The sequence below is a fragment of the Gulosibacter sp. GYB002 genome (assembly GCF_036577665.1).
In the GTDB taxonomy this organism is placed as follows: domain Bacteria; phylum Actinomycetota; class Actinomycetes; order Actinomycetales; family Microbacteriaceae; genus Gulosibacter; species Gulosibacter hominis.
In genome coordinates this window covers 38,699-54,845 of the sequence record NZ_JARBDD010000014.1, presented here as the reverse complement: position 1 = coordinate 54,845, position 16,147 = coordinate 38,699, and the positions used below count along the sequence as shown (strand labels likewise).

General features: G+C 63.2%; 10 protein-coding genes, 1 tRNA gene and 1 pseudogene. 9 read left to right on the top strand and 3 right to left on the bottom strand.

Features of this window, described 5'->3' with window-relative positions:
* Window positions 1–27: 27 nt before the first annotated feature.
* Both PV375_RS08235 and treS read right to left on the bottom strand, forming a co-directional pair.
* Window positions 28–720: an exonuclease domain-containing protein gene (locus tag PV375_RS08235; RefSeq protein ID WP_332106892.1), complete on the bottom strand. Its 693-nt coding sequence runs from the start codon at window positions 718–720 to the stop codon at window positions 28–30.
* Window positions 717–2,501 (bottom strand): maltose alpha-D-glucosyltransferase, encoded by a 1,785-nt coding sequence (gene treS, locus PV375_RS08230; RefSeq protein ID WP_332106891.1) that lies wholly within the window; start codon window positions 2,499–2,501, stop codon window positions 717–719. The genes PV375_RS08235 and treS overlap by 4 nt, the downstream gene beginning before the upstream one ends.
* Window positions 2,502–2,551: 50 nt before the next feature.
* Here treS and PV375_RS08225 point away from each other — a divergent pair, with 50 nt between their 5' ends.
* The 9 genes and pseudogenes from PV375_RS08225 to PV375_RS08185 all read left to right on the top strand — a co-directional run bounded on the left by PV375_RS08225 (window position 2,552) and on the right by PV375_RS08185 (window position 15,839).
* A complete protein-coding gene (locus PV375_RS08225; RefSeq protein ID WP_332106890.1) occupies window positions 2,552–3,430 on the top strand; it encodes an alpha/beta fold hydrolase in 879 nt (292 codons plus the stop codon).
* Between the two features lie 33 nt (window positions 3,431–3,463).
* Window positions 3,464–4,282, top strand: a complete 819-nt coding sequence (locus PV375_RS08220) for a TrmH family RNA methyltransferase (RefSeq protein WP_332106889.1) — start codon at window positions 3,464–3,466, stop codon at window positions 4,280–4,282.
* 32 nt (window positions 4,283–4,314) lie between these two features.
* Complete coding sequence (locus PV375_RS08215) at window positions 4,315–5,532, top strand: acyl-CoA dehydrogenase family protein (RefSeq protein ID WP_332106888.1); 1,218 nt, start codon at window positions 4,315–4,317, stop codon at window positions 5,530–5,532.
* Window positions 5,529–7,370 carry a DEAD/DEAH box helicase gene (locus PV375_RS08210; protein ID WP_332106887.1) on the top strand — a complete coding sequence of 614 codons (1,842 nt, stop codon included), beginning with the start codon at window positions 5,529–5,531 and terminating at the stop codon, window positions 7,368–7,370. The genes PV375_RS08215 and PV375_RS08210 overlap by 4 nt, the downstream gene beginning before the upstream one ends.
* A gap of 437 nt (window positions 7,371–7,807) precedes the next feature.
* Window positions 7,808–8,808: pseudogene (locus PV375_RS08205) on the top strand (IS481 family transposase).
* Window positions 8,809–8,936: 128 nt separating this feature from the next.
* Window positions 8,937–11,735, top strand: a complete 2,799-nt coding sequence (locus PV375_RS08200) for a YhgE/Pip domain-containing protein (protein WP_332106886.1) — start codon at window positions 8,937–8,939, stop codon at window positions 11,733–11,735.
* On the top strand, window positions 11,732–13,918 hold the full coding sequence (locus tag PV375_RS08195; RefSeq protein ID WP_332106885.1) for a YhgE/Pip domain-containing protein: 2,187 nt from the start codon (window positions 11,732–11,734) through the stop codon (window positions 13,916–13,918). The genes PV375_RS08200 and PV375_RS08195 overlap by 4 nt, the downstream gene beginning before the upstream one ends.
* A gap of 20 nt (window positions 13,919–13,938) precedes the next feature.
* Window positions 13,939–14,589 (top strand): TetR/AcrR family transcriptional regulator, encoded by a 651-nt coding sequence (locus PV375_RS08190; protein WP_201516995.1) that lies wholly within the window; start codon window positions 13,939–13,941, stop codon window positions 14,587–14,589.
* A 398-nt stretch (window positions 14,590–14,987) separates the two neighbouring features.
* Complete coding sequence (locus PV375_RS08185; RefSeq protein WP_201516996.1) at window positions 14,988–15,839, top strand: site-specific integrase; 852 nt, start codon at window positions 14,988–14,990, stop codon at window positions 15,837–15,839.
* A gap of 79 nt (window positions 15,840–15,918) precedes the next feature.
* Here PV375_RS08185 and PV375_RS08180 read toward each other — a convergent pair.
* Window positions 15,919–16,005 (bottom strand) — tRNA-Leu (locus PV375_RS08180).
* Between the last annotated feature and the right edge of the window lie 142 nt (window positions 16,006–16,147).

Sequence of the window (16,147 nt, the reverse complement as noted above, 5' to 3'; positions counted from 1 at the left end):
TTGCGTAAGCGCGGATGCGCGCAGCGGCTAATTGAGAGCGCGCATCGGCCAGCCGCGATCGGCCGTGAAATTCGCGTCGCGGGTGCGGCGCATATAGTCCTCAAAACTTGCCGCCTGCGTCTCGGCCCACTCGCGTTGTTTTTCATGCAGCGTGGGCAGATCGACCAGCAGCTCGTCCGGATAGCGCTGCGCCAGGGCCAGCGCGAGCCGGCCCGATGCCACTGCATCAGCACTGGCATCGTGTGCGTCGAGCAGCTCAACGCCGTACTCAACAGCGGTATCGGTGAGCGTGCGTTTACCGCGCCGATAGCGGTCGACTGCCCGGTCAATGACTAGCGGATCAACCACCTGCGGGCCGAGCACCGGCGCATCCAGGCCGTGGCGGCGACACTCGGCGGCAACCAGCGTCAGGTCGAACGGTGCGTTGTACACCACCAGCGGCAATTTGTTTCGGGCAATCCAGTTGAGCGAATCGCGGATGCGTTCCACCACATCACGTGCCAGTTCGCCGTTTTCCTGAGCCATCTCGGTTGAGATTCCATGCACTTTTGCTGCTTGCTCCGGGATCGGCACGCCCGGGTCAGCGAGCCAATCTGAGCCACGCTCGACCTCGCCATTGGCGTCAATAATGCCCACGAAAGCGGTGACAATGCGGTCGGTCAGCGGGTTCGTGCCGGTGGTCTCGGTGTCAAATACCGCGAGGCGTTCGGTCCAGCTCATGCCGCATCTCCGTCGTTTGCGCCGCCGAGCCCACGAATAATGGGGATGGCACTCGTTGCGGTGCTCACCGTGTCGGGTTCAGCCAGCAGCAGCCAGTAGAACTGTTTCGACCCAAAAGTGAGAGTGATCGTGCCCTCATCCGACACGGGTTCAAATTCCTGCCAACCAAAAATGTCGAATACGCGACGGCCCTCATTGCCAGGCAGCGAAATTGTTGCCTGAGTTGGGGTCTCGGCGAATGAAAACGCGCAGAGGATGCGCTCGGGCTTCGCTCCGCTGTGGGGGTGTTCCGGCTCACCCGCATAGTCGCGCAAATAGGCCAGCACCGATTCGTGAGTGGTGTCGCGCACGTGCAGGTCGCCAAGACCGAAGGCGGGATGCTGACGGCGCACCTGCATGATATTGCGGACCCAGCGCAACAGCGACGAGGGCTGTGCCATTTGCGCCTCAACATTGACGTGCTGGTAGTTGTAGACGAGCGACTGCACCACAGGGTGACGGAGTTTGCCCGGGTCGGCCGTCGAGAAGCCGGCATTGCGGTCGGGCGACCACTGCATCGGGGTGCGGGATGCATCCCGATCGGGAAGCCAGATATTGTCGCCCATCCCAATTTCGTCTCCGTAGTAGAGAATTGGTGAGCCCTTAAGCGACATCAAAATTGCGTTAGCGAGTTTGATTTCGCTGAGTGAGTTTTCAAGCAGTGGTGCGAGGCGTCGGCGGATTCCGACATTCGCTCGCATCCGCGGATCGTAGGCATACCAGCCGTACATGGTTTGCCGGTATTCCTCATCCACCATTTCAAGGGTGAGCTCGTCGTGGTTCCGCAGGAACACACCCCAGGTGGCATCGCGAGGAATTTCGAGCTGCTTGCGCAACACCTCTTCGAGTTCGGCCTTGTACTGCGATCGCAGGGCGTAGAAGATGCGCGGCATAGTGGGGAAGTCGAAGGCCATGTGACACTCGGGATCGTCGTCGGTGCCAAAATATTCGACCACCTCGTGCGGCCACTGGTTCGCTTCGGCGAGCAGCACACGACCGGGATATTCCTCATCAACCATGGCGCGCAGTCGGCGTAGGAACTCGTGCGTGGCGGGTTCGCTTTCACCGTTCCCCTCTTCGCTTTCGAAAAGGTAGGGAACCGCATCCAATCGAATACCGTCGACGCCGAGATCGAGCCAATATCGAATTACGTCGAACACCTCTTGCTGTACGGCCTCGTTTTCAAAGTTGAGGTCGGGCTGGTGAGAAAAGAAGCGGTGGAAGAAGTATTGGCGCCGCTCCGGGTCGAACGTCCAGTTTGATTCTTCGGTGTCGACAAAAATGATGCGGTAGTTCTCGTACTTCTCGTCGGTGTCACTCCACACGTAGTAGTCGCCATAGGGACCGTCAGGGTCTTGCCTCGACTGCTGGAACCATTCGTGTTGGTCGGAAGTGTGGTTGATCACGATGTCGATTAACACGCGCATATTGCGGGCGTGTGCCTGTGTGACCAGTTCGCGAAAGTCATCGAGGGTGCCGAAATCTTTGAGCACCTCACGGTAGTCAGCCACGTCATAGCCGCCGTCGCGCAGCGGTGACTCATAAAAGGGTGGCACCCAGATCACGTCAATGCCGAGCCACTGCAGGTAATCGAGTTTCGAAATGAGCCCCTGGAAGTCACCGATACCATCGCCATCAGAGTCGGCGTAAGAGCCCACCAGCACCTCGTAAAAAACGCCCCGCTTGTACCAGTTCTCATCGCGCTGGAGTCCGGGCAGGAGGTCTGAGCCACCAAAACTCATTGCGTTGCTCCTCTCGGTTATTCGGCTGGCAACCCCTACACTCTTTCACGATGAGTCTGCACAACCCCCTCGAACAGCGCCTGACTGATATTCCGGTGCGTGAACAACACCTGACGGTTTGTGGCAGCGAAACTCGTGTGTGGAGCTACGGCCCGGAAACTGCGGACCACACCATTTTTTTGGTGCATGGCTTTCGCGGCACCCATCACGGGCTGCTGTCGCTCGTGGCGGCGATGCCCGATGTCCGTTTTATTGCGCCCGATCTGCCCGGCTTTGGTGAATCTTCGCCGCTGCCGAGGCCGCACACTCTGGATGCCTACGCTGAATGGCTACAGGATGCGCTCAATCAGCTCGATCCAGCCGGCACCGCGATTGTGCTCGGTCACTCGTTTGGATCGCTGATCGTTGCGCGTCAGGTGCAGCGGTTGCGCGACCGCCGCATTGTTCTGGTGAATCCGATCAGCGAAAACGCCCTCAGTGGCCCCGAGCGCATCGGCACCGCGATTGCGGTGGGCTACTACCGTTTGGGGGCGGTTTTGCCTGCGCCTCTCGGTCAGGCATTGCTTTCGTCACCGGTGATCACCCGCATCATGAGCGAGTTGATGGTGACCACGCGTTCGTCTGCACTGCGCCGCTGGATTCACGACCAGCATCACCGCTATTTTTCGCGGTTCACCGGTCGCGAGGTGCTGCTTGAAGCGTTCCAGGCCTCGGTGTCAGATGCGGTCAGCGCCCACGCGCCTGAGTTCCAGCCCGGCACTCAGCTGGTGGTGGGGGAGCGTGATGCAATTGCGCCACTTGCGGCTTCGCGCCGGCTGCACGAAGCGATGCCGGGCTCGCAACTGCACATTGTCGGCGGTGTGGGGCATCTCATTCACTATGAAGCGCCGCTGGCATTGGCTCGCATCCTGCGCGAGTGGCTCGGTTGAGCGGGCCCCGGCTCAAGGCGCGATAATTGGACGATGCACATCATCAGCGTTACCGAGCTCGATAGTTCACAGCATCCCGGGCTCGACGACTATCTCAACCTGACCGATGTGGCGCTGCGCAAAAAACTTGAGCCAGCCGGTGGTCTCTATCTCGCCGAATCAGAAAAAGTGATCGCCAGGGCGATTGCAGCCGGTCACCGTCCGCGATCGCTGCTGACCCAGCCCAAGTTTCTCGAACAGGCCGAGCGATTGCTCGCGAAGTGGCCCGAAACACCCGTGTACGTGGCCGCAGAAGAACTCCTCACCGAACTGACCGGTTATCGGATGCATCGCGGCGTGATCGCGGCAATGCACCGGCCCGAGCCCACCGATCCGGGCGAGCTATTGCAAAATGCGCACACAGTGCTGGTGCTCGAAAATATTGTCGACCATACCAATGTTGGTGCGGCGTTCCGCAATGCCGCCGCGCTCGGCGCCGATGCGGTACTGGTGAGCGAAGAGTGCGCCGATCCGCTGTATCGACGCAGCGTACGGGTTTCAATGGGAACGGTGCTGCAGATTCCGTGGGCACGACTCCCAAACTGGCAGCGGGCCGGTGAACTATTTCGACTGCACGGCTTTGAAACGGTCGCGCTGGCACTTGACCCGCAGGCGATTCCGATTCGTGAGTATGCGGCCAAGCGCGCGCCGCGAGTAGCGCTGATGCTCGGCACCGAGGGGCACGGGCTCAGCCGTGCGGCGCTCCAAACCGCCGACCAAACGGTGATCATCCCCATGCAGCACGGCGTTGATTCACTGAACGTTGCGGCAACGAGCGCTGTGGCGCTCTACGCACTGCTTAACGAAATATGAGATGTGTCGGTGGCACGGGCTACCGTAGTGGGGTGACTGAAGTGCAACCGTTCCGTATTGAAGACCTGCTGCCCGCATCCCTGCTGCACGAAATTCATGAGCGTGCCGCAGGAGTTGATCGGGAAAATGTTTTCCCCGATGAAGACCTCCGGGCGCTGAAAAATGCGGGCTATTTGCGAATGCTCGTGCCGACCGAGCTTGGTGGCGGGGGAGCGACACTGCTGCAGGCCGCTCAGGCACAGATGAAGCTGGCCAAAGCATCCCCATCGACCGCGCTGGCGATCAATATGCACCTCATTACCACCGGGATCGCGCGTAATTTTTATCAGCGCGGTGACCACAGTCTTGACTGGCTGTTGCGGGATGCAGCGGCCGGCGAAGTATTCGGCCTCGCTATTTCTGAACCCGGTAATGATGCTGTCACATTCGACTCAACCGTGATGGCAGCGGCGCAACCCGATGGCGGATATTGCTTTACCGGCACCAAGATTTTTACTTCGCTTGCTCCGGTGTGGACCCGGCTTTGGGTTTTTGGTCGGGACGATCAGCACGATGACCCGCGCGTTGTACACGCGGTGCTGCGCCGTGAGGATGGCGGCACGCGCAGCCACGACGACTGGGACACGCTCGGCATGCGTGGCACCCAGTCGCACACCACGAGCCTCGAGGACGCCTATGCGGCGCCCGAGCGCGTGGTGGGTTATGCACCTGCCGGGCCGAACGCCTCGCCGATCGTGTTCGGTATTTTTGCCAACTTCTTGCCGCTGATCGGTGCCTGCTATGTCGGTATGGGCGACCGCGCGATTGAGCTTGCCGCTGAGGCCGCACACCGCCGCCACAGTCGAGTAAACGAAGCCCCCTACGCAGACGACCCCGGCATCCGCGAACTCATTGCGCAGATGGGCACGCGGCAGCTATCGGCTCGCCTGCAAGTCGAGTCGGTGTGCCGCTCGGTGGATGAGCAGGAAGACCTGGGTGCGGAGTGGTTCCCGCGCCTGACGCTCGCCAAATACGTGGGCACCCGCGCAGCTCGCGAAACCGCAACCGACGCGCTCGAAGTTGTCGGCGGCAGCGCGTACCGGTCTGGGCACGAAATGGGCCGGCTATACCGTGACATCACCGCGGGCATATTCCAGCCCTCGCAAGATCGCGGGGTGCGCGCCGGCATCGCCAACTGGATTCTCGACGCGGCAGCTGAACGCCTGGCAGTTGAGGATTCGGATTCCCAAGGCGGCGCCGCACAGGCATGACCCAGCCCGCATCCGATTCACACCCGATCGATGAGCCGCGCCCGGGTGATGGCGAAGTACAGCTCGGTAGCTATGCTGCCGAGCATCTGTCGCCATCTTTCCCACGCCGCGCGCCCTGGGGCACCGCATCCAATTTGCGGGCCTGGCAGCAGGAGGCACTCGAGCAGTATTTTGCTACCGAGCCGCGCGATTTTCTCGCATCCGCAACTCCCGGCGCCGGGAAAACCACCTTTGCGCTGCGCTTGGCGAGCGAGCTGCTGCGCCGCGGCACGGTCAATCGCGTCATCGTGGTTGCGCCAACCGACCATTTAAAAACGCAGTGGGCGGCTTCGGCGGCGCGCGTGGGCATCCATCTCGACCCAAAATTTCGCAACTCGAGCGGCGCACTTTCGCGTGACTATCACGGCGTTGCCGTGACCTATGCGCAGGTCGCGCTGAAGCCCTATGTGCATGAGCACCTGTGTTCTTCCGCACGGTCGCTGGTGATTTTGGACGAAGTGCACCACGGTGGCGATTCGCTTTCGTGGGGTGACGGGCTGCGCGACGCCTACCAGTATGCCGAGCGCCGGCTCTCACTCACCGGCACGCCGTTCCGCTCTGATACCGCGCCAATTCCGTTCGTGCGGTACGAGTCGGATGCTTCTGGTGTGCGGGTGTCGAAGGCCGACTACAACTATGGCTACGGTCGGGCTTTGCGTGACGGGGTCGTGCGGCCGGTGATGTTCATGTCGTATGCCGGGTCGATGAACTGGCGTGACACGAGCGGCGAGCAGATGAGCGCCGGTCTTGCCGACGACAACACCAAAGACATTATTTCGCAGGCGTGGCGCACGGCTCTGGATCCCGAGGGCGACTGGATGCAGCAGGTGCTGCGGGCCGCAGATAGGCGGCTTACCGAGGTGCGTGAGCAGGTTCCGGATGCCGGCGGCCTGGTAATTGCCACCGATCATCAGGCTGCCCGCGGCTATGCAAAATTGCTCGAATACATCACCGGCACCGCGCCGGCGCTGATTTTGAGCGATGATCCCGGGGCTTCTGCCCGCATCGATTCGTTCTCGGCAAACGGAAGCGAGCGGTGGATGGTGGCCGTGCGGATGGTTTCTGAGGGCGTCGACGTGCCCCGGCTCGCCGTCGGCGTGTATGCCACGAGCTCATCGACGCCGCTCTTTTTTGCGCAGGCGATCGGCCGCTTTGTGCGGGCGCGTCGCCGGGGCGAAACTGCCACCGTGTTTTTGCCGTCGGTGCCAAAGCTCTCGGCTCTGGCTCACGAACTCGAACTTGAGCGCGATCACGCGCTCGACCGTAAAGACGGCAACGACGGTGACGACGCGGCCGGGATGACGCCCGAGGAGCGCGAACTGCGGGAAGCAGAGGCCGAAGACCGAGCCTCGGAAGAGCTCACCAAATACAAATTTGAGGCGCTTTCATCCGAAGCCCAGTTCGACCGGGTGCTCTACGACGGCGGTGACTACGGATATGCGGCCGAAGTGGGGTCGCTTGAAGAACTCGAATTTTTGGGTTTGCCGGGAATTTTGAACCACGATGAGGTTGCCGCTGTGCTTGAACAGCGCGCCCAGCGGCAGCATCGCATCCAGGATGCACGCGCGCGCGGTTCGCTGAATGACGGTCACCAAACCGTGCAGCCGATGCACCGCTCACTAAAAGAACAGCGAAACCTATTGCACTCGCTGGTGGGGCTCTATGCGCGACAATCAGGTCAGCCGCACGGGGCGATTCATTCGCAGCTGCGTGTCACCTGCGGGGGCCCTGCGGTGGGGCAGGCAACCGCCCATCAGATTCAACAGCGCATCGACTACCTGCGCCGCAAATTGCACTAGCTGGGCCAGTTGCACTGGTAAAGCCGGTGTCTCGCAACTGCTGCTGACCCGCGCGGGCGCGTGGGTTTCGATAACACCGGGAAAACAATGAGGCCGAACCGGATTGCTCCGATTCGGCCTTCCTATGCGCGAAGGGGGACTTGAACTGACCTCGACCCCCTCGCACCGCGAATCTCGGCGGCCCGTTCTGCCGCATAAAAACAACGATCTACGGCATGTGCCCTGTGGATAACTCCACCGCGATACCCCGACCTACGGGTTGCTTAGCACTTTCGTTAGCACTCTCTCGGCCGTGGAAGCCATCGATTCTCACTTCAGTGACTCTCGCAATGGGCCTAGGTGTTCTTCCCCGACACGTTGTGATCGTGTGAGGTAAGGCGAGGGCCTCCGGGGACGATGTGGGTTACCACACTCAGATCGTCGCCACGGAGGCCCTCGTGACTCACGCTAACGCGCCTTTGACGCCGGAGGGGCGTCGTCGTCTTGCTTCGCTGATCGTCGATGAGGGCTGGGCGGTGAGACGGGCGGCGGAGCGGTTCCAGTGCTCGCCGGCGACGGCGTCGAGGTGGTCTCGCCGGTATCGGGCGGGCTTGCCGCTGACGGATCGCAGCTCGCGCCCGCACCACTCGCTCAGTCGAGCGTTGCAGCATCTGGAACGCAGGATCGTCAACCTGCGGTTCACGCGCCGCTGGGGACCGCATCGCATCGGCTACCACCTCGGAGTCCCTCGGTCGACGGTCGGGCGGGTGCTCGCCCGCTACCGGATGCCGCTGCTGGCGCATCTGGATCAGGGCACTGGGCTGCCGGTCCGCAAGCCAACACCGGTCCGCTACGAAAAGCAGACACCGGGCGAGCTGGACCATGTCGACATCAAGAAACTCGGGATCATCCCGGACGCGGCGGCTGGCGCGTCCGCGGCCGCGATTCCGCTCAAGCCCGCCGCGTCGGCGTGGCATCTGATCGCGCGCCCCGTCAGGGCGCGTCCCCCTCCAGGGGATACGCGTTCCTACACCACGCAGTCGATGGCTGCACCCGACTGGCCTATTCCGAACGCTTGCCCGACGAACGCAAGGACACCGCTGCCGGGTTCTGGGAGCGCGCAAACGCGTTCTTCGCCGAGCACGGCATCATCGTCACCGCAGTGATGACCGATAACGGTTCCTGCTACCGATCGCACACGTTCGCCGCCGCGCTCGGGCCACGGATCACGCACCGCCGCACCCGCCCGTTCCGACCACAAACCAACGGCAAGGTCGAACGCTTCAACCGCACCCTCGCCGCCGAATGGGCCTATGCACGGCCCTACCGATCCGAGATCGAACGCGAAGCCGCCTACGCGACCTGGCTCCATCACTACAATCACCACCGACCCCATACCGGACTCGCAGGCTCAACCCCCGCCCAACGAGTTCACAACCTCACGGGGAAGAACACCTAGTACGGCGTAGCCGGCAGGCGTTTCGCAGCCGCGCCGGTAGACCAGAGATGCTCCCTGCCGGAACGCGTCGCGACGCGGACTCGTCTCATTGTGCATATCGATGTGCATGTTTCATGTACGATGATGACGTGAAGAAGAGCTGGCAGGTGTTCGCGCGCGACGTCGGCCGACTCGCCCGCGTACGCAAGGCGTGGATCATCGTGATCGGGGTTCTCATCACCCCGGCGCTGTACGCGTGGCTCAACATCAGCGCCTTCTGGGACCCGTATTCGAACACGGAGAACGTCAGCGTCGCCGTGGCGAACCTCGATGAGGGCGCGACGTCCGATCTGACAGGTGCTGTCAATATCGGGGATCAGGTCGAGGAGCAGCTCAGGGGGAACGACGATCTCGGCTGGGACTTCATGACCCACGAGGAAGCCCTCGAGGCAGTCCAGCGCGGCGACGCGTATGCGGCGATCGTCATCCCAGCAGGCTTCAGCGAGGACCTCCTCAGCATCACGACCAGTGATTTCGCCCAACCGGCGCTGCAGTACTACGTCAACGAGAAATCCAGCGCTATCGCGCCGAAGATCACCGACGTCGGGGCCACGGAGCTGGACAGGCAGATCACGTCCGCCTTCGCCGAAGAGGTCGCGTCCGCCGCGAGCGAGGCGGTCAGGGACGCCGGCGACGATGCGCAGCAGCGACTGCTGAACGCACAGGATCGTGCACTGAACACCTTCGACAGCACGTCGCAGAGACTCGCCTCCGTACGGGAGAGCATCGACGATCTGCAGCAGGGGATCGACTCGTCCCGCGAGTCCCTCTCGTCGACCCGGCGAACGCTGGGCGACATCGACGCGACGCTGGGAGACGTGCAGCAGGCGATCGACGAGACGCAGGGGATCATCGCGGAGGCGCGGACCCAGGTGATCGACTTCACAGACGCAGCGACGGCCGCGTACCTGCAGGGAACGACTCTGCTCGCAGACGCCTCGTCGAGCGCGAACACCTCGGTCACGCAGCTGACTCAGAGCCTCGACGCCGCGGGTGTGCGGGTGGAAGCCGCAATCGAGGATCTGCAGGGGGTTCTGGAGTCGAACGAGGCGGCGATCGCCGAATTGCGGACGGTTCTCGACGACGCAGGCCTCGATCCGGACACGGCGGAGCGGCTGTCCGGTGTGATCGAGGCCCTGGAAGAGCGCAACGCGGCCGATCAACAGCTCCTCTCAGAACTGTCTCAGCTCAGCTCCAGCGTGGCCGAGACCGTTCAGGCGCTTCAAGCGGCCGCGGATGCCATGGACGGCGCCATGCAGGACACAAAGTCGGCCGCCGTCGACCTGCGCGTAGCGCTCACCGAGAACCTGCCCGCGCTCAACAGCGCGATGTCGCAGTTGTCGGAGAGCGCCGGCGAGTTCTCGGCCGCCGTCGGGTCGCAGCGTCGGGTGCTGGCGCAGGCGGGGGAACTGCTGCTCGGGGTCGATACACAGCTGGCGTCGACCTCGGTGGCGCTCGGCAGCTTCGACGACGACATCGCGAACATCGAGTCGAGCGTTCAGACGGCGCGCACCGACGTCGAGGCGCTCGTCGCCGCGTCGGAGTTGGGGGCGTTGAGCACCCTCACCGGTCTGGACCCCGACGACATCGCGCAGTTCATCGCCTCGCCGGTCGAGGTCGATGAGCAGATCCTCTTCCCGGTGTCGTCATACGGATCCGCGATGGCGGCCCTCTTCACGAACCTCTCGCTGTGGATCGGCTCCTTCGTGCTCATGGTGATCTTCAAGATTGAGGTCGACACCGAGGGCGTCGAAGGCGTGAGCGTGCTCGAGGCCTATCTGGGGCGTTTCGGTCTGTTCGCAATGCTCGCCGTCGCCCAGGCGTTGATCGTCTCGATCGGCAATCTCATTATCGGTGTTCAAACAGCGAGCGCTGTTGCGTTCGTCGGCACGGCCGTGCTGATCGGGCTGGCCTACGTGAGCATCATCTACGCCCTGTGCGTCGCCTTCGGGCATGTCGGTCGGGGGCTGTGCATCCTGCTGGTGATCATGCAGATTCCCGGTGCGTCGGGCCTGTATCCGATCGAGATGATGCCGGACTTCTTCAGAGCCATCTATCCCCTTCTGCCCTTCTCGTACGGCATCGATACCATGCGCGAGACGATCGCGGGCTTCTACGGCAACCACTACTGGCGGTTCATGGGCGCGCTCGCGGTGTTCGTCGCTCTCGCGTTCCTGCTCGGCCTCGTGTTGAGGCGTCGCCTGGCCAACCTCCACATCCTGTTCAACAAGGAGATCGCCTCGACCGACCTCCTGATCGGTGAGAAGGTGCAAGTCACCGGAACCGGTTACCGCCTGAGCCAGGTGATCCACGCGCTGTCGAACCGTCGGGAGTACCGCGACGAGCTCGCCCGCCGGGCCCGGCCGTTCACCCGGCACTATCCGACGCTGTTGCGGTTAACGCTTGTCGTGGGTCTTGCGGGCATACTGCTGCTGGCGGTCGTCGCATGGCTGTTCCCGGAGGCCAAGGCGCTTCTATTGGGGCTGTGGAGCCTGTGGTGCCTGCTCGTCATCGGGTTCCTCGTCGCCATCGAGTACGCCAAGCGGAACTTCGCCCAGGCCTACGCGGTTGCGGCTCTGGAGGATGCCGAGCTGCGAGAGGTCGTCCTCGCCGGGGACGCCGCCGGCCTCTCGGAGGACTCGGCGCAGACATCGGCGCAGACGACGAGGATCGATGTGCCCGCGCAGACGCTCGAGATCGACGAGATCGATGAGGGAGATGCCCCCGCGGGGCCGGATGAGGAGGCCGATCTGCTCGACGAGATCTTCACCCTCGGCGAGCCCGCCGAACGGGACGAGCCGGATCCGGACGCGGAGACGACCGAACTCGATGTGGTCGACGAACAGGACGAGACCGACCCCGCCGACGACGGCGAGGAGCGCGCGTGAGAGACATCTTCGCCCTGGCGCTCCGCGACGTGCGTCATGCGACCCGGAACGTGATGGCCGGTATCGTCATCTTCGGACTCGCCGTCATTCCTTCGCTCTTCACCTGGTTCAACGTGATCGCGACCTGGGATCCGTTCGACAACGCAAGCAATCTGAAAGTCGCCGTCGCGAGCACCGACGAGGGATATGAGAGTGACCTCGTGCCCATCCGCATCAACGTCGGCGAACAGGTGCTGTCGGAGTTGCGGGCGAACGACGACTTCGACTGGGTTATCACCGACGAAGAGGATGCGATCGACGGAACCAGGTCGGGCGACTACTACGCGGCGATCGTCCTCCCGCCGTCGTTCAGCACCGACATGATGACGTTCTATGTCGACGGCGCAGATCACACGGACATCGCGCTGTACACCAACGAGAAGAAGAACGCGTTGGCTCCGAAGATCACCGAGCAGGGCGCCGAGGGGGTCTCCTCCCAGATCACCCAGACGTTCACACAGACGCTCAGCGAGATCGCCCTGGGCCTGATCTCCTCGCTCTCCGACTACCTCACGGACGCGGATACCCAGGCTGCTCTCACCCGCCTGGAAGCGCGTGTCGCGAACGTGTCCACGCAGCTGCGTTCCAGCGCGCAGACGGCGGACATGTTCACGGCGCTGATCGAGTCGAGCATTCCGGTGGTGAACAGTGCGTCGAGTCTGGTCGATGGCGCCGGCGACGCGTTCGACGACGCATCGAACGCGGTCGGCAGCGGGAGCAAGGCCGTGGACGAGCTCCGATCGACGCTGCGTACCGCGACGCAGTCGGTGACGCAGGCGCTCTCGGCGACCGCGTCGAGCTACGACACGGTGGGGGATCGCATCGACGACCTCTACTCCGAACGCGACACGCTCAGCGGAGAGCATGTGACGGTGCTCGAGACCCTCGCCGATCGCGTACAGGACCAGATCGACCGGTATGAGTCCCTCCGCGACACCGTCGAGACGGACATCGCCCCCACTCTGCCGGAGTCCGCACAGGGCAGCCTCGACGCGGTCGTCGACGCGCTCGACGATGCGATCGCACGTCAACAGGCGGTGCACGACCGTCTCGAACAGGCCGCGCGCGACGTCGAGGAGGGCAACGAATCTACGCAGAGCTCCCATCAGGAGATCAAGGAGGCGATCGCGGACGCCCAGAGCGCGATCGGGGACGCACAGACTGCCTACACGAACGGGTTGAAGCCGCAGCTGGACCAACTGTCGTCGACACTCGGAGACATCGGATCCGACATCTCCGAGCTGCGTGCGGACATCGACGAGATTTCATCGAGTCTTTCGGATTCATCCGGTTCGGTGCTCTCGACGATGAACCGCGCGAAGACCGTGACGGAGGGGCTCTCCGACTTGCTCGACGAGACTGCCGACAGATTCGACGAGATCGAACGGGCACTGGGCGACGCGGCCGACACCGGCGATCTGAGTGAGCTCAGCGAGATCATCGGCTCCGATCCTGGTATCCTGGCCGCGTCGCTGGCCGACCCCGTGAGCGTCGACCGCATCGCCGTGTTCCCGGTCGGGAGTTTCGGCGCGGCCATGGCTCCGCTGTACACGATCCTCGCCCTCTGGGTGGGCGCTCTGCTGATGACGGTGACGATCCGCGTCGACGTCGACAGCGAGACGCTTCCCGACCGTGCCGAGCTCACCCCGACGCGGAAGTACCTCGGAAGGTACGGCATCTTCGCGCTCGTCGGCCTCGCGCAGAGCACGCTTGTCACGCTCGGGCTCATCCTCTTCGTCAGGATCGAACCTGCGCATCCGCTTCTGATGATCCTGGCGGGTTGGGTCACCTCGCTCGTGTTCACGCTCATCGTCTACACGCTGGTGGTCGCCTTCGGCAACGCCGGGAAAGCATTGTCCGTGCTGCTGCTGGTCATCCAGATCTCTGGTTCGGGAGGAGCGTATCCTCTGGAGCTCGTGCCGGAGTGGTTCCAGAACATCAGTCCCTTCCTTCCCGCGACATACGCGATCGGAGCCATGCGATCGACCATCGCGGGCGTCTATGCAGCCGACTTCTGGATCTCACTCGGGATGCTTGCCCTGTTCGTGCTTCCCGCGCTCCTCCTCGGGCTCGTTCTGCGACGTCCGCTGGTGGCCTACAACCGTGGCCTGACTGAGGCCCTCGAGTCGACGAAGCTAATGTGAGTGGCGATATGAGCGTTCACATGCCCACAGACGACTCTCCGTCGCCGAGCGCCACGCCGCCACCACGCACCCGCCGTCGCGACGCCGCCACCAACCACGAAGCGCTGCTCCACGCCGCACAGGCGGTTCTCGCCGAGAATCCGCACGCCTCGCTGGACGCGATCGCACATGCGGCGGGCCTGTCCCGGCGTGCACTCTACGGGCACTTCGCCGACCGTGAAAGCCTGCTGCGCGAAGTCATCGCCATCGGCGCGGAACGTTTCAACCTCATCGCCGAGGCCACCGCGGATACGGACCCGCGTATCGCCCTCGCCCGCATGGCCGCGCGTCTGTGGCACGAAGTCTCGACGGTGCGCGCCCTAGCGAACATCGCGCTCGACGAGCACCACGTCGCCGACACCGCTCGCGCTCTCGAGCCGCTGCGGCGTCGCATCCGCGAGATCACCAATGACGGTGTCCGGTCGGGTGTCTTCCGTCAAGACATGACGCCAGAGGTGCTCGCCTTCCTCATCGAAGAAACGGCACGCTCCGTGCTGCGCGGACTCCGCCTCGAGACGCACGACGCGGGGGCCATCGTCGCCAAGGTCATCTTGAGCGTCGCCGGCTTGTCCTGGGCGGAGCAAGCGGAGCTCGACGGGGATGCCCAGCGAGTGCAAGCCGGAGGAGATTGATCGGTGGATGCGCGGGGAACTTGTGCTCACCGATGAGGGGCTGTTCAACTACTGGCAGCAGGAATGGGTGATCTGCACCGATCGCATCCACCATCTCGAAACCACCCTCGCGGGCATGACCGCCCCGAGCAGAGACGACCCCGAGAAGCCGAGTGCGCACCCCAAGACCATCGCCGCCTACCAGGAACGCCTAGAGACGGCACGGGCACGCGCCCGCGTCATCCAAGAGCGAGGCGTGCAGCTCGACCCGGAGGGGCGCGTGTTCAACGCCGCCGACTACGAAGCAACAGCGGCGCTCCCGCTCGCGGCAGCCCGGCTCGATCCAGTCCTACGACACCGACACGGGGAAGCGGTGGCGGTTCCAGATCTACGTCCTGAAAGACCCCGAATACCCCGAGATGGGATCGCGCAGGCTCACCCGCTCCGGGTTCACCAGCACCGACGAGGCCAACGACGCCTTGCAGGAAGCGCTCAAGCAGCGCAAGCAGAACGAGAAGTTCGGAAACAAGGTACCCACCGTCGGAACCTACGCGGATGAGTGGGTAGCGGGACTCAAGCTCGCGGCGTCCACGATCACCGGGTACAAGAAGATCATCCGAAACCACATCCGCCCCCAGCTCGGCACGATCCGGCTCGACAAACTCACCGCCACCCGCATCGCCCGCCACTACCGCGATACCCTCGAAGACGAGCTGTTCCCGCTGTGGCGACTCATCGCCTACACCGGGATGCGCCGCTCCGAAGCCCTCACCCTCAAGTGGTCGGAGATCAACGCGAAGACGATGCGGGTCAGCATCCGCGGCGCCGTCGATACCGACGACTGGACGAAGACGAAGACCACCAAGACCGGCGGGGCCCGCGTCATCGACGTCGACGCCGATACCCTCAAGGTGCTCGCCTCGTACAAGGTCGCCCGCGCTGAGGTGTCGTTCGAGCTGGCGAAAGCCGACGCCTACGTCTTCGGCGACGACGACGGGAAGCTCCGCTCACCCGACGCGATGACCAGCCGCTGGGATCGCCGCCTCAAGTGGGCGACCGCGAAGTTCGACACCCTGCACCGAGTCACGACCAAGGGCCTGCGTCACACCCACGCGACCCTGCTACTCGATCTCGGCGAGCACCCCAAGGTCGTCCAGGAGCGGTTGGGCCACTCAACGATCACGACGACGATGAACATCTACTCCCACGTCACCCCGACCATGCAGAGGTCGGCAGTTGACCGTTTCGCGGCCCATCTCGGCAAGGCTTAGCACTTTTTCTAGCACTTCGGACGCGAATGACCCCCAACCCGGAGAACTAAATCCCAGGTCAGGGGCCATTTCATTCGCGTGCGCGAAGGGGGACTTGAACCCCCACGACCTAAAAGCGGTCACTAGCACCTCAAGCTAGCGCGTCTACCAATTCCGCCACCCGCGCAGGTGTCGTGTTTCGGCGCTTAGCGCCGCGGCACGAATGACAACTTTACTGCACACATTATGGAATGTGCAAATCAAGACTCGTGGGCGCGTCGAAACTCCCGGTCGTGCCTCGCGGATGCAACCAAAGCTCCTAGAGTGGT

Coding starts and splice junctions, on each gene's coding strand:
- PV375_RS08235 (WP_332106892.1), bottom strand. CDS start 720: ATGAGCTGGACCGAACGCCTCGCGGTATTTGACACCGAGACCACCGGC.
- treS (WP_332106891.1), bottom strand. CDS start 2,501: ATGAGTTTTGGTGGCTCAGACCTCCTGCCCGGACTCCAGCGCGATGAG.
- PV375_RS08225 (WP_332106890.1), top strand. CDS start 2,552: ATGAGTCTGCACAACCCCCTCGAACAGCGCCTGACTGATATTCCGGTG.
- PV375_RS08220 (WP_332106889.1), top strand. CDS start 3,464: ATGCACATCATCAGCGTTACCGAGCTCGATAGTTCACAGCATCCCGGG.
- PV375_RS08210 (WP_332106887.1), top strand. CDS start 5,529: ATGACCCAGCCCGCATCCGATTCACACCCGATCGATGAGCCGCGCCCG.
- PV375_RS08190 (WP_201516995.1), top strand. CDS start 13,939: ATGCCCACAGACGACTCTCCGTCGCCGAGCGCCACGCCGCCACCACGC.
- PV375_RS08185 (WP_201516996.1), top strand. CDS start 14,988: ATGGGATCGCGCAGGCTCACCCGCTCCGGGTTCACCAGCACCGACGAG.